Source organism: Pseudomonas sp. S2_E01 (assembly GCF_054668365.1).
Genome location: NZ_CP162762.1, coordinates 646,923 through 669,225 on the forward strand (window position 1 = coordinate 646,923; position 22,303 = coordinate 669,225).

The window sequence follows — 22,303 nt, forward strand, 5'->3', positions numbered from 1 at the left end:
TGAAAATTGATCTGGATGTTGTGTTGGAACGGGCCTCATCGCGGGCAAGCCCGCTCCCACAGGGGACAAGGCGAACACTTCTTTTGTGACTGGCATCAGAATCTGTGGGAGCGGGCTTGCCCGCGAAGGCGGCATTGGGGTCATCACCACTGTGCGCGATGGGCACCCAATTCGCAGGCCGGGAGGGTCCATTGCAAGGGCGTGCCGGTGATCTTCAGCGGCACCTGCACGCGATGCGCTGGCCCCCACGCGGTCTGTTCGGTCACCAGGCCCTGATCGTTTTCGTCCTCGGCACGTAACGCCTCGTCGGGGCCCGCGCCATGCTCGACCAGCAGCTTCGCCGTGCGTGCCAGGGATAACCGAGCGAACCCGCCGTGGCCCTCGCTCAACCGCTTGGTCAGCAGAGTGATCGCCGCAGCGGCCATCAGATAGCCCGTCGCATGATCGAGCGCCTGCACGGGCAGCGGCACCGGTTTGTCGGCTTGTTTCCAGCGCTGGCCAGCCTCGGCAATGCCGCTGCTCATCTGAACCAGGCTGTCGAAGCCGCGACGGTTCTGCCAGGGGCCGCTCCAGCCGTAGGCATTCAGGCAGACGTCGATCAGGCCGGGGGCAAGTGCCTGGCGTTCAGCCGGGCCGTAACCCAGGCGTTGCAGCGCATCGGTTCGGTAGCCGTGGAGCAGGATATCGGCGTCCTTGAGCAGACTTTCGAACAGCAGGCGATCAGCCTTGTCGTGCAGGTTCAAGCGCGTACTGCGTTTGCCGAGGGTGACTTCCGGCACCACGCCCGGTTCGTTCCAGTTTGGCGGGTCGATGCGCAGGACGTCGGCACCGAGGCCCGCGAGGAAACGACTGGCCACCGGACCTGCGAGTACGCGGGTCAAATCCAGCACCTTGACCTCGGCCAGCGGTCGCGCCACCGAACCCTGCCAGGGTTTGGCGTTTTGGCTGCGGTGTTCGACGAAGGCAATCAACGGCTCGGCGTTGACGGCCTGGCCTTGGGGGTGGGCCTGCCATTGCGCCCAACTACGCATCTCGGCGGCACAGCCTCCGGCAGCGACCACGGCCTGCTCCAGATCGGTTTTATTCCACTGGGCGACCTTGCTCGTCATCGCGGTGCGATCGGCGCAGGCGCCAAGCACGCTCTCGGCGGCCGCGCGGTGATGGGGCGCGTTGGTGTGCAGGCGAATCCAGCCGTCTCGGGTGGCATAGTCGCCGGCAATCGGGTCCCACAGCGGTGGCACACTCCAGCCGGTGGGGCGCAGTGAAGTGCCGAACCAGAACGAAGCCAGGCGTCGGTCGACTTCGACGTTGGGCAGGCGTCCGGTTTGCTGGTGCAGTAATTCGCGGACGGCTTGCCCAGCGGCGGCGATGCTGGCGCTGGCAAGGTCGGTAACGGCAAAGGCCGAGGGCAGGGCGCCACTGGCGGTGAGCGTAATCGCGGTGCTGGGCAAGCCAAGCGTGGCTTGAATGGACGTGAGTAAACCAGTCATCGAAGGCCCTCCGGGAGAGGGGTCGATCATAGTTGAAAAAAACTGCGGTTGAATGAAATCCACGATCCCCTCTGTAGGAGCGCGCATGCTCGCGATGCATAGTGTCAGCCGCCATCTCTACTGGCTGATCCACCGCATCGCGAGCATGCTCGCTCCTACAGGGGTGGTGGTGTTCCTGGATTTGGGGTCAAACTCTGAACTGATCCATCAACTTCATCTGCTGGGTGGTCAGGGCATTGAGCTGGCTGCTGATTTGCGCCGACTCGGTGGCTTGGCCGGTCAGGGTCTCGGTAACAGCGCGGATTGCCGAGACGTTGCGGTTGACCTCTTCGGCCACGGCGCTTTGTTGCTCGGCCGCGCTGGCGATTTGCAGGTTCATGTCACTGATCACCGTCACGGCGTCGCTGATCTTGCCCAAGGCCTGCACGGCCTGCTGAATCTGCCCGGCGTTGCTGTGGGCCTGGGTCTGACTCGAATGCATGGTGGCGACCACGCCTCGGGTGCCGCTCTGGATGCGCTCGATCACCAGGCGGATCTCCTCCACCGAATCCTGGGTCCGCTTGGCCAGGTTGCGCACCTCATCGGCCACCACCGCAAAGCCGCGACCGCTTTCGCCAGCGCGTGCCGCTTCGATCGCGGCGTTGAGAGCCAGAAGGTTAGTCTGCTCGGCGATACTGCGGATGACTTCCAGCACGGAACCGATCTGTTCACTGTTGACCGCCAGCGCCTCGACTTCCGTCACGGCCTTGCTGACTTCATCGGCCAGTTGGTTGATGTCGCGGGTGCTGCGCTCAATGATCGACATGCCATCGCGGGCCGACTGGTCGGCGCCTTTGGCCGCGTTGGCGGCATTCGACGCACTGTTGGCGACTTCGTGGGCGGTGGCACTCATTTCGTTCGAGGCGGTGGCCACCTGATCGATCTCGCGGAACTGCACCTGCATGCCTTCGCTGGTCTGGCGCGCGATGTCCGAAGACTGGTCGGCGGTGCCCCGGGCGTCGGTGATGCTCTGCTTGATCTGCGCGATGGTCGGCTGCAGCTTGTCGAGGAAACGGTTGAACCAACTGACCAGTTCGCCCAGTTCATCACGCTTGCTGTAATCCAGGCGCTGGGTCAGGTCGCCGTCACCGCTGGCAATCTCCTTGAGCATTTGCGCCACGCCGTTGATTGGCCGAGTCACGCCCGAAGCCGTCAGCCAGATCAGCAACAGGCCGAGCAACCCTGCCGCGATGGCCACCAGCACCGCCTGGATCGTACCGCTTTGCTGGGCGTCATCGAGTACCGCCTGCAACTTCACAGAGTCGGCCAGTAGCACTTGCTTGGGCAGATCGATCACCACGGCCCAGGCCTTGGCGTCGGAAATTGGGCTGACCGGATAAACCGCACGGATCAGGTCGCCCTGTTCGAGGATTTTCGCAGTGCCGGCGCCGAGCAGTTGCAGGATCTCCTTGCCCTCTGCGCCCAAGGTGTCGCCAATGTTCTTGCCGACCTTGCTCGCGTCGACGCCAAAAGCTGCGAGTACACCACTGCCGGAAACGATCAGCATGTGCCCGGCGTTGTTGAACAGCTCACGCTGAGACGCGACCGCTGCGGCTTGTAATGCGTCCAGGGCGATATCGATCCCGACGACACCGATGGATTTGCCGTCCACCAGCAGCGGCAGGGAAATGGTGGTCATCAGCATTTCCTTGCCGTTGACCGTGTCGGCATACGGGTCGAGCAGGCAGGTACGCTTGCTGTCGCGGGGGCAGGTGTACCAGCTGTTGTAAGGCGTACCGTTGATGTTCTGGGTGGTCTTGGTCATGTCGTCTTCGACCATGATCGTGTTGACCCCTTCGCCGGCGGCACGGCTCCAGTAAGAGGCGAAACGTCCGACCTCATTGGACTGCCTGGCGGCGTCATTGACGAACTCGCTGTCCTTGCCATCCAGACCATTGGGTTCGAACGCCAACCAGATGCCCAGCACTGCGGTGTTGCGCTCGAACGCGGTTTTCAGGCGCTGGTTCAACTCTTCCCGCACGGCCCCGGCTTCCAGCGAACGCTTGGCGGCCATGTTGCGCATGTCCTTGATCTGATCGGCGAGGGCCGTCACCACCAGCAGGCTTTCGCCGAAGGTCTTCTGCACCCGCACCGCCTGCTCGGCGGCCTTGGCCTGCAGCAGCTCCTGCACGCTGTCGGTGAGCATTTTGCTGCTGGAAGCGCCGACCAGCTCGTCATTCTGATTGGTCTGGTAGAAGTTCATGCTGACGATCAAGGCGATGACGCCCAACAGGCAGAGACCGGAGAGCAGAACGATTTTCAGGCGAATGGAGAGGGAGTCGAACATGGGACGAACTCGATGAGGAATGAGGTGAAGGCCAGGACCGGCCCGGTTCGCCAAATCCGTTCAGCGCCATTGCCTGCACATCGGCGCGCATCGAGGGGGCATGAGACCGCTGCCGACGAACGGTCTTGGTTGAACGTTTGCGAGGGGGAAAGTCCCGCAAAGCGTGGGAAAACAGGAAAAAATACGGTGGGATTCAGCAGGTTTTCGGCGTGTTTTCGGGCCTTGACCAGATCCACAGATTGCCCAGGCCCATGCCCACGATCGCCAGGTAAATGGGCCAGCCATGATCAAGCATTACCAGCATCAAGACGGCGCAAAGCACCATGCTGACGGTGGCGCTGACTTTGGCGCGGCGGGCGATGATTTTGCCGTTGCGCCAGTTACGCAGGATCGGTCCGAACAGCCGGTGGTTTTCCAGCCAGGCACTCAGGCGCGGCGAACTGCGCGTGGCGGCCCAGGCAGCCAGCAGAATGAACTCGGTGGTCGGCAGGCCCGGCACGACGATGGCGACCAGGCCGATGGCGAGGCTGGTGTAGGCGAGGGCGCCGTAGAGGAGGCGGGCGAGTCTGGAGTGTGCAGGCATGGGCATATTTTTTTCGTCGTCCCCGGTTCCCGGTCCCTGTAGGAGCGAGCTTGCTCGCGATGCGTTGGATCAGTAGACATTGATGTGACTGACACTCCGCATCGCGAGCAAGCTCGCTCCTACAGGGGGACAAGGTTCAGGCCAGTTCAGTGGCGTAAGCCTGCTCCAGCAACACGGTGAACCGGTTGAACGCGTCGATGGCGCCCTTGTCCAGTTCGGCTTCTTCAGTCGCGCTGAGTTCCAGCTCGTCCAGCGTCTTGACGAAGGTTTTCCAACCCTGTGCACGACCGCCGGCCGGTTCGCCGAGGTGGCGGGCGCCGAAGGTTTCGCTCAGGCCCAGGCCCACCGCGCGTTTGATCAGGAACGCGGCACCCAGTTTCGAGCCTTCGGAAACGAACAGCCAGCCCAGCGCTTGGGCCTTGCTCGGGTTGTTCACGGCGCCCGCGACCGGTGCCGGCACCTCGGTGTCGAGGTCCGCCAGATCGGCCTTGGCCGCTTCGGCACGGCAACGTGCCGGCAGGTCGGGAACGATGGCGACCAGGTCGGCATCGTTGTACAGCGCCACCAGTTCCGACTGGAACAAATATTGCGCCACCACGAAACGGGCGAAGTTGGCCTGGGTCTCGAACGGTGCGTGGGCCTTGACCAGGGCGTCGAGTTTGCTGTGTGGTTCGTGGGTGATCTGATTCAAGCGTTGCGAACGCAGGGCGGTGCGTGGATTGTCCTGGGTAGTCATGAAAAATCCTTGAAGAAGAGAGGCGCTTGGTAACGAGACGAACAACAAGACGCCAGAGAGTAAAAAAACCTCGCTGTGCAGAGATGAAAATCGCACAGCGAGGTAGGCAGCATCAGATGTCCCAGACCAGGTTGACCGCGAAATTGCGACCCGGCTGGGTCAGGCGATCGAGGTTGGCCGGTTGCGTCACCGAGGCTTCGCCCACGCTGTCGTAACCGCGCACGTCATCCCACCGCCAGTATTTCTTGTCGGTCAGGTTGTACAAGCCGGCGTTGATCGTCACGTCGTCGGTCACCTTGTAGAAGCCGGTCAGATCCAGCACGCCATAACCCGGCGTCTTGAACTGGCTGCTGGTGCCGTCCGGCGATTTGAATCGGGTGTCGTCGACGCGATCCTTCTTCTTCACCAGGGTCCAACTGAGCAAGCCACCGTAGTTGTCCTGGTCGTACCCCAGGCCGAACACGCCGGTCAGCGGGTTGATGCTGTTGATCGGCTCGCCGGTGTCATTGTTGCGACCATAGAGGTAGCTCACCGCGCCCTGGGTGTAGAGGCCTTGGGGGGCGCCGAATGCATCGAGGTTCAGACGCCCCTTGAGCTCCGTGCCCTTGATGGTGGCGCGCTTGATGTTGGCACTTTGGAAGGTCAGCTCGGTGTAGCCAGGCGTCACCGAATCTTCTTCGATGAAGTCTTTGTACTTGTTGTAGAACACCGCGATCTCGAAGGAACCGGATTCAAAATTGCCACGCAACCCGGTTTCCACACCTTTGCTGGTTTCCGGCTCGAGGTCCGGGTTGGGTTGCACGCTGTAACCGGCGGCGGTGTTTTCATAACGGCCGTACAGTGCTTTGGCGGTTGGGGTGCGGAAGCCTTCCGAGTACTGGCCGAACCAGGTGTAATTGTCATTGAAAGCGTAAGTCAGACCGAATTTCGGCGAGACGCGGTTCCACGTCTTCTTGTCTTCGCTGACGGTGCCACGGCCATCGGCGGCCACAGTGTTGAGGAACTCCTGGGTGACGTCCGGCTTGAGTTCGGTGTAGTCGTAGCGCACGCCCGGCACGAAGGTCCAATTGTCCCAACTGATCTGATCCTGGGCGAACAGGCTGTAGGTGTTGATGGTCGGGTCCGGGAAGTCGCTGGACTTCACCAGACCGTCCTGGCTCGGGGCGCCCGGGCCGGCGCAGCGCAGTCCTGCCGCGAGGCAAGTGCCGGTGCCGCTGCGCGAACCGGTGACCTTCTGCTGCTTGAGGGTGGTGCCGTAGGTCAGCAGGTGCTCGGTATCGGCGATGCTGAAAGCCTTGTCCAGTTGCAGGTCGAAGACCCACTGCTTTTCTTCATACAGCGTCTCGCGGGTGCGGATCACACGGCGGGTGATCGGGAAGTAGAACTCCGCCGTGCTCTGATCGGTCTTGGCGATCTGGTGATTGAGGCTCCACTTGATGTTATCCGCCAGCAGGCTGTCGAGGGCGAAGTTGTGCTCGATGCCGAAACGCTCGCGGGTAACGGTGTCGTTGCCGGTGCGCCACTGGTACATACCACCGGGCAATACACTGTTCGGGATGGTCGGTGCGCCGGCATTGTACGGGCCGCCATAAGCACTTTTCAGATCGGTGTCGCGATCATCCTTGTACTTTTCGTAGACCAGGCCCAGGCGCGAATCTTCGTTGTAGTTCCAGCCAAGCTTGGCCAGCACGTTATAGGTGCGCGCATCTTCCGGGTTGGCTTCGGTACGGCTCAGGCCATTGCTGTTGTTGCTGCCGTAGGATTCGGTTTCATGGCCGTCGCGCTGGCTGTAATGCAGCAGGCCGTCGAACTGCTCGGCGCGGCCGGCGACGGTGGCGGACTTGAGCCAGCTATAATCGGCCGAGCTGTAGCCTGTCTTCAGGCGAGCACCAACGTCCTGGCCGGGCTTGATGATGTCGTCCGGGTCGAGGGTGAAATAGCTGACGGCGCCGCCGATGGCGTTGCTGCCGTACAGCACCGAGGCCGGGCCACGGAGAATTTCGACGCGTTTGACGATTTCGGGGTCGACGTAGTTGCGCTGGCTCTTGGCGTAGGGGCCGTTGAAAAAGCCGTTGGGAATTTCCACGCCGTCGACCTGGGTCAGGATCCGGTTACCGTCGATCCCGCGAATGTTATAGCCGCTGATGCCGCCACGGGTGCCGGTGCCGCCCACCGAGACGCCCGGTTCGTAACGCACCAGGTCCTTGATGGTGTTGACGTTGTTGCGGTCCAGCTCTTCGCGGGTGTGGACCGAGACGGTGCTCGGCACACTGTTGACGCTCTGCTCGTTACGCGTGGCGCTGATGGTCACCTGTTGCAGGTTCAAGGCGCCGCTGTTGTTGCGGCGTTCGAGCACGATGTTGTTGCTGCCCAGTTTGCGGTAGCTCAGGTTAGTCCCCAACAACAATTGCTCCAGGGCTTTCTCCGGCGGCAGGGAGCCGCGTACGCCCGGCGACGCTACGCCTTGCGCCAGTTCAGCGGAAAAGCCGACTTGCCAGCCGGTCACGCTGGTGAAGGCATTGAGTGCCGAGACCAGTGGCTGTTGCGCGATGGCGAAGCTGTAGTCGCCCATGCTGCGTGCGGGCTGTTCGGCGGTGGCTGCCAGCAGGGGGGCGCTGCCGGCCATCAGCATGGCGACGGTCAACAGTGAAAGCACGCGGGAGGGTGAGGCGCAAGTAAGGCGAGAGGACATCGAGGGTGCTCCGTGTCGCACGAGTTGTTATAGGTGCAGAAAGGCATCCGAGGATGCGAATCAATTGCATTGGCTATAACGAGACGAACGGAGCTCAGCTATCGAGTAAAAATAATTCTCATTCAGTTCAGGATGACCAGCGCCGGGAATTCCTTTAGCCGCGCCGAGGTGATATGCGCCAGCGATCGAACCACGTCCAGCGGCTGGTCGAGGCGGTAGTTGCCGGTGACCGAAACGTCGGCCAGTTGCTCGTTGGTGTTGATGATCCAGCCCGGATAGTAGCGACGCAGTTCCGCCAGCACCTCGCTGAGCGGGCAGTTCTCGAACACCAGGCGACCCTGGACCCAGGCCAGCTCGGTGGCGGCGTCGAGCTTGGCCGGGCGGTCGAAGCCATTGGGGCCGATGCGGATGCTTTCGCCGGCGGACAGGCGAATCCGCGCGTCATCGCGGGTAGCGCGCAAATCCACGTCACCGCGCTGCACTCGGACCTGCGCCACGCCATCGAGGTAGCGCACGGCGAACGCGGTGTCGTGGACGCTGGCTTTCACAGGGCCCGCGTCGATTTCCAGCGGCTGGCCGAGATGCGGCGGCACCTCGAAAAACGCCTCGCCCTGATACAGGCGAGCCACGCGCTGGTGCTCGTTGATGGTGCTGGAGAACGCCGAATTGGTATTGAGCAGGACGTTAGAACCGTCCTCCAGCTGCACACGCTGGCGCTCACCGACCACGGTCAGGTGATCGGCCTGCAGGCGCATCGGCAAGTTGCTGAAGCTGAACAGGCCGAGGATCAGCACGGCGGCTGTCGCCAGGGGTTTCCAGTGCGGGCGCAGGCGCGCCAGCACGCTGACCTTCGGTGGCCTTGTTGCGAGGGTCTGCGCACATTCCACCACTTGCGGGCCGTTCCACACCGTCTGGGCTTTGGCGTAGGCCTCGGCGTGCAGGGGCGAGGCGGCCAGCCATTGGCTGAACTGCTCGCTTTGTTGCGCGCTCGGACGCTCCATCACGATCAACCAGTCCAGGGCCTGGTCCATCGCGCTTGCGGGGTCCTGCGCGGGAGGTGGCGCAGAAGTGTGGTGGATGTCCGTCACGGTGTTTTCTCGTAGGGGCTCAGAAGAGCAGTTTCCAGCTGCAAGCTGCAAGCTGCAAGCAGAGGCGAGTCGAGCTGTAGATTTGAGCTTGAAGCTTGAAGCTTGAAGCTTGAAGCTTGAAGCTTGAAGCTTGAAACCTACCGCTGCCTCTGCGCTACATCCACACAGATGGCCATGATCAGCTTCAGCTCCTTCTGCACGGTGCTCAGCGACACGTCGAGCTTCTCGGCAATTTCCAGGTAACTGTGCCCATGCAGGCGGCTGAGGATGAAGATCTGTTGCTGACGGCTGCTGAGTTGACTGAGGCTCACGTTCAAACGCTCCAGCAATTGTTTGGCATGGGCGGCGTCCTCGGCACTGCTGATCGGCGCGGCGACGCTTTCGACTACCTGCGGTGGCACATCATCGAGCATCGTGCGCGACTGGATGCGTCGCGCGCGCAGGTGGTCCAGTGCGAGGTTGCGGGCGGTCTGGAACACAAAGGGTTCCAGATGGTCGATGGGGCGCTCGCTGAGTGCCCGTGTCACGCGCAGGTAGGTCTCCTGCAACAGGTCTTCGGCGGTGCTGTGGTTGTTGACCATTCGCTCCAATGTGCGCAGCAGCGATACCCGCTGGGCCATGAAGACGTGATTGAAGCGCGATTGACTCACGGGAAGACCTGATCCTTTTCAATCAAATGATAATGCTTATCATCCGCTGAATCGGTCAAGTGGGGATTTGTATAAACAATGTAGGAGCGAGCTTGTCGAACCGTCGCGATGGTCGTCAACGATGACGTTGGCAGCCTGACACCCCGCGGTGTCTGCGCCTCCATCGCGACGGTTCGACGCCTCGACATGCTCGCTCCTACAGGGGGTGTGGGCTGGTTTTTTACTCGGCGTTACACAGCGCCAGGCAGTTATCGAGCATGCGGTTGGAGAAGCCCCACTCGTTGTCGTACCAGGCCAGTACCTTGAGCAGTTTGCCGTTGGCCTTGGTGTGGTTGGCGTCGAAGATCGACGACAGCGGGTTGTGGTTGAAGTCGCTGGAGACCAGCGGCAAGGTGTTGTAGCCCAGGATCTTCGAGTGCTGGCTGGCGTGCTTGAGCAGTTCGTTGACTTCCTCGGCCGTGGCTTCTTTTTTCAGTTGCACGGTCAGGTCCACCAGTGACACGTTGATCACCGGTACACGCACGGCCATCCCGGTCAGCTTGCCCGCCAGTTCCGGCAGCACCAGGCCGACCGCTTCGGCGGCGCCGGTCTTGCTCGGGATCATGTTCTGGGTGGCCGAACGCGCACGGTAAGGGTCGGTGTGGTAGACGTCGGTCAGGTTCTGGTCGTTGGTGTAGGCGTGGATCGTGGTCATCAGGCCACTTTCGATGCCCAGCTCGCGGTGCAGCACCTGGGCCACCGGGGCCAGGCAGTTGGTGGTGCACGAAGCGTTGGAAATGACCTGATGCGACTGGCGCAGGATGTCGTGGTTGACCCCGTAGACGACGGTGGCATCGGCGCCCTTGGCCGGCGCAGAGATGATCACCTTGCGCGCCCCGGCAGTGATATGCGCGGCAGCCTTGGCCCGATCGGTGAACAGACCGGTGCATTCGAACACCACGTCGATTTTTTCCGCCGCCCAGGGCAGGTCGGCCGGGTTGCGGATAGCGCTGACCGCAATACGGTCACCGTTGACGGTAAGGCTTTCCTGATCGTGCTCGACATCGGCGTCGAACGTGCCGTGAACCGTGTCGTATTTGAGCAGATGAGCGTTGATTGCGCTGTCGCCCAGATCGTTGATGGCGACGATCTGCAAATCCTGACGGTAGCCCTGGGTATACAGTGCACGCAGTATATTGCGGCCGATACGGCCAAAACCATTGATTGCGATTCGAAGAGTCATTAACTGGGCCGCCGTCGATTTGTTGTTGGAATTACAAGATTATTCGCAAAAAAATAGAAAACAAGCCTTTTTAGTGGCAATATTTTATTCAATCTACAACGAGCGACCTGAATCAACTGGTCCGAATGATCAACAACGCCGTCCGTCATCCCATCTGCCCGGGGACTTGGTCAGCTACTTGGTCAGCATAGACAATCAGGTCGCCACATCCGTTAGCCTGGAGTTCTACACATGCATCCCCGCGTCCTTGAGGTCACCGAACGGCTTATCGCTCGCAGTCGTGCCACCCGTGAGGCTTACCTTGCGCTCATTCGCGGTGCCGCCAGCGACGGTCCGATGCGCGGCAAGCTGCAATGCGCCAACTTCGCCCACGGCGTGGCGGGTTGCGGCAGCGAGGACAAGCACAGCCTGCGGATGATGAACTCCGCCAACATCGCAATTGTTTCGTCATATAACGACATGCTGTCGGCGCACCAACCGTACGAAGTGTTTCCGGAACTGATCAAGAAGGCGCTGCGCGAGATCGGCTCGGTCGGCCAGTTCGCCGGTGGTACCCCGGCCATGTGCGATGGCGTGACCCAGGGTGAGCCGGGCATGGAACTGAGCCTGCCGAGCCGTGAGGTGATCGCGCTGTCGACCGCCGTGGCGCTGTCGCACAACATGTTTGACGGCGCGCTGATGCTCGGCATCTGCGACAAGATCGTCCCGGGCCTGATGATGGGCGCGCTGCGCTTCGGTCACCTGCCGATGATCTTTGTGCCGGGCGGGCCGATGGTTTCGGGGATTTCCAACAAGCAGAAAGCCGATGTGCGCCAGCGTTACGCCGAAGGCAAGGCCACGCGGGAAGAGTTGCTGGAATCGGAAATGAACTCCTACCACAGCCCCGGCACTTGCACCTTCTACGGCACCGCCAACACCAACCAGTTGCTGATGGAAGTCATGGGCCTGCACTTGCCGGGCGCCTCGTTCGTCAACCCGAACACACCGCTGCGCGACGCCCTGACTCGCGAGGCGGCGCACCAGGTTACGCGCCTGACCAAACAGAACGGCAGCTTCATGCCGATTGGCGAAATCGTCGACGAGCGCTCGCTGGTCAACTCCATCGTGGCCTTGCACGCTACCGGCGGTTCGACCAACCACACCCTGCACATGCCGGCCATCGCCATGGCTGCAGGCATTCAACTGACCTGGCAGGACATGGCCGACCTCTCCGAAGTTGTGCCGACCCTGAGCCACGTCTACCCGAACGGCAAAGCGGACATCAACCACTTCCAGGCGGCGGGTGGCATGTCGTTCCTGATCCGTGAACTGCTGGAAGCCGGCCTGCTGCACGAGAACGTCAACACTGTGCTGGGCCATGGCCTGAGCCGCTACACCCAGGAGCCTTTCCTGGATAACGGCGAGCTGGTCTGGCGCGAAGGTGTCACCGAAAGTCTTGATGAAACCATCCTGCGCCCGGTGGCCCGTGCGTTCTCCGCCGAAGGCGGCTTGCGCGTGATGGAAGGCAACCTCGGTCGCGGGGTCATGAAAGTCTCCGCCGTGGCGCTGGAAAACCAGATCGTCGAAGCGCCGGCCATGGTGTTCCAGGATCAACAGGATCTGGCCGACGCCTTCAAGGCCGGTTTGCTGGAGAAGGATTTTGTTGCGGTCATGCGCTTTCAGGGGCCGCGTTCCAACGGCATGCCGGAACTGCACAAGATGACGCCGTTCCTCGGCGTGCTGCAGGACCGTGGCTTCAAGGTTGCGTTGGTCACCGATGGGCGCATGTCCGGCGCCTCGGGGAAAATTCCGGCGGCCATTCATGTCAGCCCCGAAGCCTACGTAGGTGGTGCTTTGGCGCGCGTGCAGGAGGGCGATATCATCCGCGTCGATGGCGTCAAGGGCACTCTGGAGCTTAAGGTAGACGCCGAAGAATTCGCAGCGCGCACACCGGCCAAGGGGTTGCTGGGCAACAACATCGGCACCGGTCGCGAGTTGTTTGGTTTCATGCGCATGGCGTTCAGCTCCGCAGAGCAGGGCGCCAGCGCCTTTACTGCTGCCCTGGAGACGCTTAATTGAAACTGGCTTTGGTCGGTGACATCGGTGGGACCAACGCACGTTTCGCGTTGTGGAAAAATCAGCAACTCGAATCGGTCCAGGTCCTGGCGACGGCCGATCATGCCAGCCCGGAAGAGGCCATCGCCCTCTACCTGAGCGGGCTCGGGCTGGCATTGGGCTCGATTGGTTCGGTGTGTCTGTCGGTGGCGGGGCCGGTGAGTGGTGACGAGTTCAAGTTCACCAACAACCACTGGCGCCTGAGTCGCAAGGCGTTCTGCAAGGCCTTGCAAGTGGACCAGCTGTTGCTGGTCAATGACTTTTCGGCGATGGCCCTGGGCATGACCCGCTTGCAGCCGGGCGAATTCCGCGTGGTCTGCGAGGGGGCCCCCGAGCCCTTGCGCCCGGCGGTGGTGATCGGCCCAGGTACCGGTCTGGGGGTTGGCACCTTGCTGGATCTGGGGGCGGGGCGTTTTGCCGCGTTGCCGGGGGAGGGCGGTCATGTCGATCTGCCCTTGAGCAGCCCACGGGAAACCCAACTGTGGCAGCACATCTTCAACGAGATCGGTCACGTCAGCGCGGAAACGGCGTTGAGCGGCGGCGGTTTGCCGCGTGTTTACCGGGCAATCTGCGCGGTGGATGGGCACGAGCCGGTCCTCGAAACCCCGGAAGCCATCACGGCGGCGGGCCTGGCCGGCGACCCGATTGCCCTGGAAGTGCTGGAGCAGTTCTGCTGCTGGCTCGGCCGCGTGGCTGGCAACAACGTACTCACCTGCGGCGGACGCGGTGGGGTGTACATCGTGGGTGGCGTGATACCGCGCTTTGCCGATTTCTTTCTTGAAAGCGGTTTCGCCCGGTGCTTTGCAGACAAGGGTTGCATGAGCGATTACTTCAAGGGCATCCCGGTGTGGCTGGTGACGGCGCCGTATTCGGGGTTGGTGGGTGCGGGCGTGGCCCTCGAACAAGCCTGATCAGATCCCCCCACCCTGTAGGAGCGAGCTTGCTCGCGATGGCGGTATGTCAGTCGCCATCTGTTTATCTGGCACACCGCCATCGCGAGCAAGCTCGCTCCTACAGGGTGGAGTCGTGTTGTGTGGTCATGTGTTGTGCAGTGTTTGCAAGGTCAGCGCTTAAGGCATAATCCGCCCCAATTCAAACAACAAGGACGCCGCCCCGTGAGCTCAGCCCGGTCGATATTGTTGGTCGATGACGACCAAGAGATACGCGAGTTGCTGGACACCTACCTGACCCGCGCGGGTTTCCAGGTGCGGACCACGCCCGACGGTGCCGGTTTTCGCCAGGCCCTGAACGACGCGCCGAGTGATCTGGTGATCCTCGATGTGATGCTGCCTGACGAGGACGGTTTCAGCCTGTGTCGCTGGATTCGCCAGCACCCACGTCAGGCTCAGGTGCCCATCATCATGCTCACCGCCAGTTCCGACGAGGCCGACCGGGTCATTGGCCTGGAACTGGGTGCCGATGACTACCTGGGAAAACCCTTCAGCCCTCGCGAGTTGCAGGCGCGCATCAAGGCGTTGCTGCGTCGCGCGCAGTTCGGCCAGGAGCGTTCCGGCGGCGAAGTACTGGCCTTTGATGACTGGCGGCTGGACATGGTCAGCCATCGACTGTTCCACACCGATGGCGAGGAAGTGATCCTTTCCGGTGCCGATTTCGCCTTGCTGAAACTGTTCCTCGATCACCCCCAGGAAATCCTCGATCGCGACACCATCGGCAACGCCACCCGTGGCCGCGACCTGATGCCGCTGGATCGCATCGTCGACATGGCGGTCAGCCGTTTGCGCCAGCGCCTGCGCGATACCGAAAAGCCGCCTCGACTGATCCGCACCGTGCGCGGCAGCGGCTACCAGTTGGCGGCCAATGTGGTTGCCAGCAATGGCCACTGAGTTTTTTCGCAGGCTCGCAAGCCGGGTGCCGGTGCCGCGCTCACTGCTTGGGCGCATGCTGCTGCTGACATTGCTGGCGGTGTTGTTCGCCCAGGCGTTGTCGAGCATGATCTGGGTCTCGCAATTGCGGGCCACGCAACTTGAAGGCCTGGTCACCAGTGCCCGCAGCCTGGCGCATTCGATGACGGCCAGTGTCAGTTACCTGCGCTCACTACCGGTGGCTTATCGTCCGCTGGTGCTCGACCAGTTGCGCAGCATGGGCGGTACGCGATTTGTCGTGACGCTCAATGACAAACCCCTGGGCATGGAAGTGTTGCCAACCACTCCGCGCAAGCTGGCGGTGATGAAAGCCGTGGACGAGGTGTTGCGCCAATCCCTCGGTCAGGACACGGACATTTCGGTGTCGTTTGTCAGTCCTCAGGACCTGCGGATTTTCAACGGCGGCCTCAAGCTCGACGAACTGCCCCGCTCCTGGGCGCATTACGCGCTGACCCTGGAGCCGGTGAACCCCCCCGTGCTGGTGACGCAGATCCAGATGGCGCCGGGTGAGTGGCTGTACATCGCCTCGCTGTTACCCGAGCCTTACACCAGCCTGGAAGAACAGGGCCTGCCGGCGCAGCAGGTGTGGTTCATCCTCCTCACCAGTGGTTTCCTGCTGCTGTTCATCGGCCTGCTGGTGCACTGGCAAAGCAGGCCGCTCAAACGCCTGGCGCGGGCGGCCAGGGAAATGTCGCTGGGGGCGGACGTCGAGCCGGTGGCGCAGGGCGGCGGCAGCGAAGTGGTGGAAGTGGGGCGTGCGTTCAATGCCATGCGCGAACGGATCAGCCGTTACCTGACCGAACGCGCCCAGTTGTTCAGCGCGATTTCCCACGACCTGCGCACGCCGATCACGCGCTTGCGCCTGCGTGTGGAACTGCTCGAAGACGAGAAGCTGCAAGCCAAGTTCGGCCGCGACCTCGATGAACTGGAGCTGCTGGTCAAAGGCGCGCTGCAATGCGTGAAAGACACCGACATCCACGAAAACATCGAGCCGGTCGATCTCAACCATGTGCTCGACTGCTTGGTAGAGCCTTACCTCGCGCCGCAGGGTAACGGGCGCGTCACCCAGGATGGCCGGGCCTTGGCGGCATATCCCGGTAAACCGCTGGCGCTCAAGCGCTGCATCGGTAACTTGATCGACAACGCCTTGAAGTACGGCCAGAACGCACACCTGCAGATCGACGACGACGAGAACGCCTTTGTACTGCACGTCGATGACGAAGGACCGGGTGTGCCTGAGCAGCGGCTGGAGCAAGTTTTCGAGCCGCACTTCCGTCTGGCCGGGCAGCAACAGGGTTATGGATTGGGGCTGGGCATCGCCCGCAACATTGCCCATAGCCATGGCGGTGAGGTCAGTTTGCAGAATTTGCGTGAGGGTGGGTTGCGGGTGACGTTGCAGTTGCCTCGCAGTGCTGACTGATTAAACCGCGTTATCGTTCATCGCGAGCAGGCTCGCTCCCACAGGGTTTAGTGTCATGCACAAGTCCAATGTGGGAGCGAGACTGCTCGCGATGGCATCACTGCAAATGTCACAGGTCAGTGACATTCCCCACCCCCTTCGTTACAAGCCCGTCCACGCCCGTTGTTTAGACTGCCTGCAATCAAAACAACAAAAAAGGCCGCTTCATGGACACCTTCCAACCCGTCTCCAGCAGTTGGCTGAACGCCCCGGCCCACCAGCAATGGCTCGCCGCCGAAGGGCTGCGCCTGCTGGCCTTCGCCAAGGCATCAAAGCTTCCCGACGGTTTCGGCAACCTGGATGAAAAAGGCCAGTTGCCGGCCGACGCCCACGCTGAAACCATGAACACCGCGCGCATGACCCACAGCTTCGCCATGGCACACATCCAGGGGCTGCCAGGATTTGCCGAGCTGGTGGACCACGGCGTGCAGGCCCTGTGCGGCCCGCTGAAAGACGCCGAGCACGGTGGCTGGTTCGCCAGTACCCATCACATGGATGGCAACACCGGCAAGGCCGCTTACCTGCATGCTTTTGTGGCGCTGGCCGCCAGTTCGGCCGTGGTCGCACAACGCCCTGGCGCCCAGGCTTTGCTCGACGACGCGATCGCCGTCATCGACCGCCATTTCTGGAGCGAAGGGGAGGGTGCCATGCGCGAATCCTTCAGTCGCGACTGGCAGGAGGAGGAAGCGTATCGCGGTGCGAACAGCAACATGCACGCCACCGAAGCCTTCCTCGCCCTGGCCGATGTCACCGGCGACAACCGCTGGTTGAACCGCGCGCAACGCATCGTCGAGCGGCTGATTCATGGTCATGCTGCGGCCAACGATTATCGGGTGATCGAACATTTCGATCGTGACTGGCAGCCGTTGCGCGACTACAACCACGACAATCCCGCCGATGGTTTTCGACCTTATGGCACCACGCCCGGACACGGTTTTGAATGGGCGCGGTTGGTGCTGCACCTGGAAGCGGCCCGGGTGCAGGCCGGCATGCTGACGCCGGGCTGGCTGTTGACCGACGCGCAAAAACTTTTCGAAAAAAACTGCCAGCACGGCTGGGACGTCGACGGCCTGCCGGGGATCGTCTACACGCTCGACTGGGACAATCGCGCGGTGGTTCGCCATCGCCTGCACTGGACCCATTGCGAAGCAAGTGCCGCCGCCAGCGCGCTGCTTAAACGCACGGGCGAGGGGCAATACGAGACGTGGTACCGCCGGTTCTGGGAATTTTGTGAGCAGCATTTCATTGATCGTTGTGATGGCAGCTGGCACCACGAACTCGATCCGCTGAACCGCCCGAGTGCCGATATCTGGGGCGGCAAACCTGATCTCTACCACGCCTGGCAAGCCGTGCTGATCCCGCGTCTGCCTCTGGCGCCGAGCATGGCGACTGCTCTGACAGGGTTGTCCCAGAGCATTTCCATGTAACCATACGGTGACATTCACGCGTCCCTTCGTTACCTGCGAAGGGTTTGCCCTGTTTAAAATCCCATGCAGCGCAAGCACCAGACTTGCAATGCATAACAACAAGAAAGGTACTTCTAGATGAATGCGATTTCTCGCCTCGCTACTGTCATTTCTATCGCCTCCCTGTTCCCGTTAAGTGCACTTGCCGACGCTTCCAAAGGTTCTGTGGAAGTCGTTCACTGGTGGACGTCCGGCGGTGAAAAGGCAGCGGTGGATGTGCTCAAGGCCCAAGTCGAAAAAGACGGTTTCACCTGGAAGGACGGCGCTGTTGCCGGTGGTGGCGGTTCTACGGCCATGACCGTTCTGAAAAGCCGCGCCGTGGCCGGTAACCCGCCGGGCGTCGCCCAGATCAAAGGCCCGGACATCCAGGAATGGGGCAGCACCGGTCTGCTGGCCACCGACACCCTGAAAGACGTCGCCAAGGCGGAAAACTGGGATGGCCTGCTGTCGAAGAAGGTCTCCGACACCGTCAAATACGAAGGCGATTACGTGGCCGTGCCGGTGAACATCCATCGCGTCAACTGGCTGTGGATCAACCCCGAAGTCTTCAAGAAAGCCGGGATCGACAAAGCTCCGACCACCCTCGAAGAATTCTACGCCGCCGGTGACAAACTCAAGGCCGCCGGTTTCATCGCGCTCGCCCACGGTGGCCAGCCATGGCAAGACAGCACCGTGTTCGAAGACGTGGTGCTCTCGGTCATGGGCGCCGACGGTTACAAAAAAGCCCTGGTGGACCTCGACCAGAAAACCCTCGCCAGCGCCGACATGACCAAGGCGTTCACCGAGCTGAAAAAGATCACCACCTACATGGACCCGAACCGTGCCGGTCGTGACTGGAACATCGCTGCCGCCGACGTCATCAATGGCAAGGCCGGCATGCAGATGATGGGTGACTGGGCCAAGAGCGAGTGGACTGCCGCCAAGAAAGTCGCCGGCAAGGACTACCAGTGCGTAGCGTTCCCGGGCACCGATAAATCCTTCACCTACAACATCGACTCGCTGGCCGTGTTCAAGCTCAAGGCTGACCGCAAGGGTGACATTGCCGCGCAGCAGGACCTGGCGAAGGTTGCGCTGGGTACTGACTTCCAGAAAGTCTTCAGCATCAACAAAGGCTCGATCCCGGTTCGTACCGACATGCTCAATGACATGGACAAACTGGGCTTCGACTCCTGCGCACAAACCGCTGCCAAGGACTTCCTGGCGGATGACAAGACCGGCGGCCTGCAGCCGAGCATGGCGCACAACATGGCCACCTCCCTGGCCGTGCAAGGCGCGATCTTCGACGTGGTCACGAACTTCATGAACGACAAGGACGCCGACCCGGCCAAGGCCAGCGCGCAATTGGCGTCGGCGGTCAAAGCGGCGCAGTAATTCCCGACACACCCCTTTCCTGACGGGAGGGGCTCGTGTGTAGGAGCGGGCTTGCCCGCGATGCAGGCGACTCGGTCTGTTGATAGACCCGGTTGATGCCATCGCTGGCAAGCCAGCTCCTACAGGAGTCGTGCCGGTATCTTTTCTTTTCACCTGGATTATCCCGATGAGCTCTGTGGCGGTTTTCAGCAAAGCCTCACCGTTCGATGCGCTGCAACGCTGGTTACCCAAGTTGGTACTGGCGCCGAGCATGCTCATCGTGTTGGTTGGTTTCTACGGTTACATCATCTGGACGTTCATTCTGTCCTTTACCAATTCCAGCTTCATGCCGAGCTACAAGTGGGTCGGCCTGCAGCAATACATGCGCCTGATGGACAACGACCGCTGGTGGGTCGCGAGCAAGAACCTCGCGGTTTTCGGTGGCATGTTCATCGGCATCAGCCTGATCCTTGGCGTGTTCCTCGCGGTGCTGCTGGATCAGCGTATTCGCAAGGAAGGCTTCATCCGCACCATCTATCTGTACCCGATGGCGCTGTCGATGATCGTCACCGGCACGGCCTGGAAATGGCTGCTCAACCCGGGGCTTGGCCTGGACAAGATGCTGCGTGACTGGGGCTGGGAAGGCTTTCGCCTGGACTGGCTGGTGGATCAGGATCGCGTGGTCTATTGCCTGGTGATTGCCGCCGTGTGGCAGGCCTCCGGGTTTGTCATGGCGATGTTCCTCGCCGGTCTGCGCGGTGTCGATCAATCGATCATCCGTGCCGCGCAAGTCGATGGGGCGAGCCTGCCGACCATCTATCTCAAGATCGTTCTGCCGAGCCTGCGCCCAGTGTTCTTCAGTGCCTTCATGATTCTCGCCCACATTGCGATCAAGAGCTTCGACCTGGTGGCGGCGATGACCGCAGGCGGTCCGGGCTACTCGTCCGACCTGCCGGCGATGTTCATGTATTCCTTCACCTTCAGCCGTGGCCAGATGGGCATCGGTTCTGCCAGCGCCATGCTCATGCTCGGTGCCGTGCTGACCATCCTCGTGCCGTACCTGTATTCCGAGCTACGAGGCAAACGCCATGACTGATCAACTCGGAAAACCGAAGCTGGGCTTCAGCCGGATCGCCATTTACGCGACCTTGTTGCTGGCCGCAGCGGTGTACCTGGTACCGCTGGTGGTAATGCTGCTGACCAGCTTCAAAACCCCGGAAGACATCCGCACCGGCAACCTGCTCAGTTGGCCGGCGGTGATCGACGGCATCGGCTGGATCAAGGCCTGGGACGTGGTGGGCGGTTACTTCTGGAACTCGGTGAAGATCACCGTGCCGGCAGTGCTGATCTCCACGTTCATTGGCGCCATGAACGGCTATGTGCTGTCGATGTGGCGATTTCGTGGCTCGCAACTGTTCTTCGGCCTGCTGCTGTTCGGCTGCTTCCTGCCGTTCCAGACCGTGCTGCTGCCGGCCTCGTTCACCCTGGGCAAGTTCGGCCTGGCCAACACAACTACCGGCCTGGTGCTGGTGCACGTGGTCTACGGCCTGGCGTTCACCACGTTGTTCTTCCGCAACTACTACGTGAGTGTCCCGGATGCGCTGGTCAAGGCGGCGCGCCTGGATGGCGCAGGCTTTTTCACCATCTTCTGGAAGATCCTGCTGCCGATGTCGATCCCGATCGTGATGGTCTGCCTGATCTGGCAGTTCACCCAGATCTGGAACGACTTCCTGTTCGGCGTGGTGTTCGCCAGTGGCGATGCCCAGCCAATCACCGTGGCCCTCAACAACCTGGTCAACACCAGCACCGGGGCCAAGGAATACAACGTTGATATGGCGGCCGCGATGATCGCCGGGCTGCCGACACTGCTGGTCTACATATTCGCTGGCAAGTATTTCCTGCGTGGGCTGACGTCCGGCGCGGTCAAGGGGTAGAAACATGGCAACTCTCGAATTACGCAACGTCAACAAGACCTACGGCGCCGGTTTGCCGGACACCCTGAAAAACATTGAATTGAAGATCAATGACGGGGAATTCCTGATTCTGGTCGGCCCGTCGGGTTGCGGCAAATCCACGCTGATGAACTGCATCGCCGGCCTGGAAACCATCAGCGGCGGCGCCATTCTGGTGGACGACGCCGACATCAGCGGCATGAGCCCAAAGGATCGTGACATCGCCATGGTGTTCCAGTCCTACGCGCTGTACCCGACCATGAGCGTGCGCGACAACATCGCGTTCGGCTTGAAGATTCGCAAAATGCCGACCGCCGAGATCGACGAAGAAGTCGCCCGCGTCGCCAAGCTGTTGCAGATCGAACACCTGCTCAGCCGCAAGCCCGGCCAGCTCTCCGGTGGCCAGCAACAGCGCGTAGCGATGGGCCGCGCATTGGCGCGGCGGCCGAAGATCTACCTGTTCGACGAGCCGCTGTCCAACCTCGACGCCAAGCTGCGGGTCGAGATGCGCACCGAAATGAAATTGATGCACCAGCGCCTGAAGACCACCACCGTCTACGTGACCCACGACCAGATCGAAGCGATGACCCTGGGCGACAAAGTGGCGGTGATGAAGGACGGCATCATTCAGCAGTTCGGTACGCCGAAGGACATCTACAACAACCCGGCCAACCTGTTCGTGGCGAGCTTCATCGGTTCACCGCCGATGAACTTCATTCCCCTGCGCTTGCAGCGCAAGGACGGTCGCCTGCTGGCGCTGCTCGACAGCGGTCAGGCGCGATGCGAGTTGCCGTTGGGCATGCAGGACGCCGGCCTCGAAGATCGCGAAGTGATCCTCGGCATCCGTCCTGAGCAGATCGTCCTGGCCGCCGGCGACAGCAATGGTTTGCCGACCATTCGCACCGAAGTGCAGGTCACCGAACCCACCGGCCCGGACACCCTGGTGTTCGTCAATCTCAATGACACCAAGGTCTGCTGCCGGTTGGCGCCGGACGTGGCGCCGCAGGTGGGTGAGACCCTGACCCTGCAATTCGATCCGTCGAAAGTGCTGCTGTTCGATGCCAAGAGCGGCGAGCGATTGGGGGTGGCGGGGGTGCCTAAGGCCGAGAGTCACGCTCCAAACGTTGCGCAATTCAAGGGCCGCTGAATGACAGATCTGTAGGAGCGAGCATGTCGAACCGTCGCGATGGAGGTCATGGCTCCACGGGGTACCAGGCTGCCAGCGTCATCGTTGACGACCATCGCGACGATTCGACGATTCGACATGCTCGCTCCTACAGGGAGCAACCGTTGTAACCGCGTTAAACAAAGT

17 protein-coding genes and 1 pseudogene are annotated in these 22,303 nt (G+C 61.5%); 9 read left to right on the forward strand and 9 right to left on the reverse strand.

Features of this window, described 5'->3' with window-relative positions; translation table 11 throughout:
• Positions 1–143: 143 nt before the first annotated feature.
• The 9 genes and pseudogenes from AB4O36_RS03030 to gap form a co-directional block, all read right to left on the reverse strand.
• Entirely contained in the window at positions 144–1,490 is a 1,347-nt protein-coding gene (locus tag AB4O36_RS03030) for a CoA transferase (protein ID WP_460141027.1), read from the reverse strand.
• Positions 1,491–1,677: 187 nt separating this feature from the next.
• Positions 1,678–2,433 (reverse strand): methyl-accepting chemotaxis protein, encoded by a 756-nt coding sequence (locus tag AB4O36_RS03035; RefSeq protein ID WP_460142103.1) that lies wholly within the window; start codon positions 2,431–2,433, stop codon positions 1,678–1,680.
• A gap of 102 nt (positions 2,434–2,535) precedes the next feature.
• Positions 2,536–3,816 (reverse strand): annotated as a pseudogene (locus AB4O36_RS03040) (methyl-accepting chemotaxis protein); the annotation flags it as partial.
• A 193-nt stretch (positions 3,817–4,009) separates the two neighbouring features.
• Complete coding sequence (locus AB4O36_RS03045; protein ID WP_460121575.1) at positions 4,010–4,405, reverse strand: YbaN family protein; 396 nt, start codon at positions 4,403–4,405, stop codon at positions 4,010–4,012.
• Between the two features lie 130 nt (positions 4,406–4,535).
• On the reverse strand, positions 4,536–5,135 hold the full coding sequence (locus tag AB4O36_RS03050; protein ID WP_460121577.1) for a biliverdin-producing heme oxygenase: 600 nt from the start codon (positions 5,133–5,135) through the stop codon (positions 4,536–4,538).
• Positions 5,136–5,247: 112 nt separating this feature from the next.
• The gene (locus AB4O36_RS03055; RefSeq protein WP_460141028.1) at positions 5,248–7,827 is read right to left on the reverse strand and encodes a TonB-dependent receptor; all 2,580 of its coding nucleotides are present in this window, start codon (positions 7,825–7,827) and stop codon (positions 5,248–5,250) included.
• 122 nt (positions 7,828–7,949) lie between these two features.
• Positions 7,950–8,858 (reverse strand): FecR family protein, encoded by a 909-nt coding sequence (locus tag AB4O36_RS03060; protein WP_460121579.1) that lies wholly within the window; start codon positions 8,856–8,858, stop codon positions 7,950–7,952.
• A gap of 194 nt (positions 8,859–9,052) precedes the next feature.
• Complete coding sequence (locus AB4O36_RS03065) at positions 9,053–9,565, reverse strand: RNA polymerase sigma factor (RefSeq protein ID WP_460121581.1); 513 nt, start codon at positions 9,563–9,565, stop codon at positions 9,053–9,055.
• Positions 9,566–9,785: 220 nt separating this feature from the next.
• On the reverse strand, positions 9,786–10,787 hold the full coding sequence (gene gap / locus AB4O36_RS03070) for a type I glyceraldehyde-3-phosphate dehydrogenase (RefSeq protein WP_460141029.1): 1,002 nt from the start codon (positions 10,785–10,787) through the stop codon (positions 9,786–9,788).
• A gap of 231 nt (positions 10,788–11,018) precedes the next feature.
• Between gap and edd the strand changes: the two genes are divergently transcribed.
• From edd to AB4O36_RS03115, 9 genes are all read left to right on the forward strand, one after another.
• Positions 11,019–12,845, forward strand: coding sequence for a phosphogluconate dehydratase (gene edd / locus AB4O36_RS03075; RefSeq protein ID WP_460141030.1), 1,827 nt, complete (start codon positions 11,019–11,021; stop codon positions 12,843–12,845).
• Positions 12,842–13,792: a glucokinase gene (locus AB4O36_RS03080; RefSeq protein WP_460121587.1), complete on the forward strand. Its 951-nt coding sequence runs from the start codon at positions 12,842–12,844 to the stop codon at positions 13,790–13,792. The genes edd and AB4O36_RS03080 overlap by 4 nt, the downstream gene beginning before the upstream one ends.
• Before the next feature lie 204 nt (positions 13,793–13,996).
• Entirely contained in the window at positions 13,997–14,725 is a 729-nt protein-coding gene (locus AB4O36_RS03085; protein WP_368554872.1) for a response regulator, read from the forward strand.
• Positions 14,715–16,184 carry an ATP-binding protein gene (locus AB4O36_RS03090; protein WP_460141031.1) on the forward strand — a complete coding sequence of 490 codons (1,470 nt, stop codon included), beginning with the start codon at positions 14,715–14,717 and terminating at the stop codon, positions 16,182–16,184. The genes AB4O36_RS03085 and AB4O36_RS03090 overlap by 11 nt, the downstream gene beginning before the upstream one ends.
• Before the next feature lie 206 nt (positions 16,185–16,390).
• Positions 16,391–17,650: a D-mannose isomerase gene (locus AB4O36_RS03095; RefSeq protein ID WP_460141032.1), complete on the forward strand. Its 1,260-nt coding sequence runs from the start codon at positions 16,391–16,393 to the stop codon at positions 17,648–17,650.
• A gap of 117 nt (positions 17,651–17,767) precedes the next feature.
• Positions 17,768–19,060 carry an ABC transporter substrate-binding protein gene (locus AB4O36_RS03100; protein ID WP_460121593.1) on the forward strand — a complete coding sequence of 431 codons (1,293 nt, stop codon included), beginning with the start codon at positions 17,768–17,770 and terminating at the stop codon, positions 19,058–19,060.
• A gap of 166 nt (positions 19,061–19,226) precedes the next feature.
• Positions 19,227–20,135 (forward strand): carbohydrate ABC transporter permease, encoded by a 909-nt coding sequence (locus AB4O36_RS03105; RefSeq protein ID WP_460121595.1) that lies wholly within the window; start codon positions 19,227–19,229, stop codon positions 20,133–20,135.
• Complete coding sequence (locus tag AB4O36_RS03110) at positions 20,128–20,973, forward strand: carbohydrate ABC transporter permease (RefSeq protein ID WP_368554866.1); 846 nt, start codon at positions 20,128–20,130, stop codon at positions 20,971–20,973. Before AB4O36_RS03105 ends, AB4O36_RS03110 begins: the two co-directional genes overlap by 8 nt.
• Before the next feature lie 4 nt (positions 20,974–20,977).
• A complete protein-coding gene (locus AB4O36_RS03115; RefSeq protein ID WP_460121597.1) occupies positions 20,978–22,138 on the forward strand; it encodes an ABC transporter ATP-binding protein in 1,161 nt (386 codons plus the stop codon).
• Positions 22,139–22,303 lie beyond the last annotated feature (165 nt).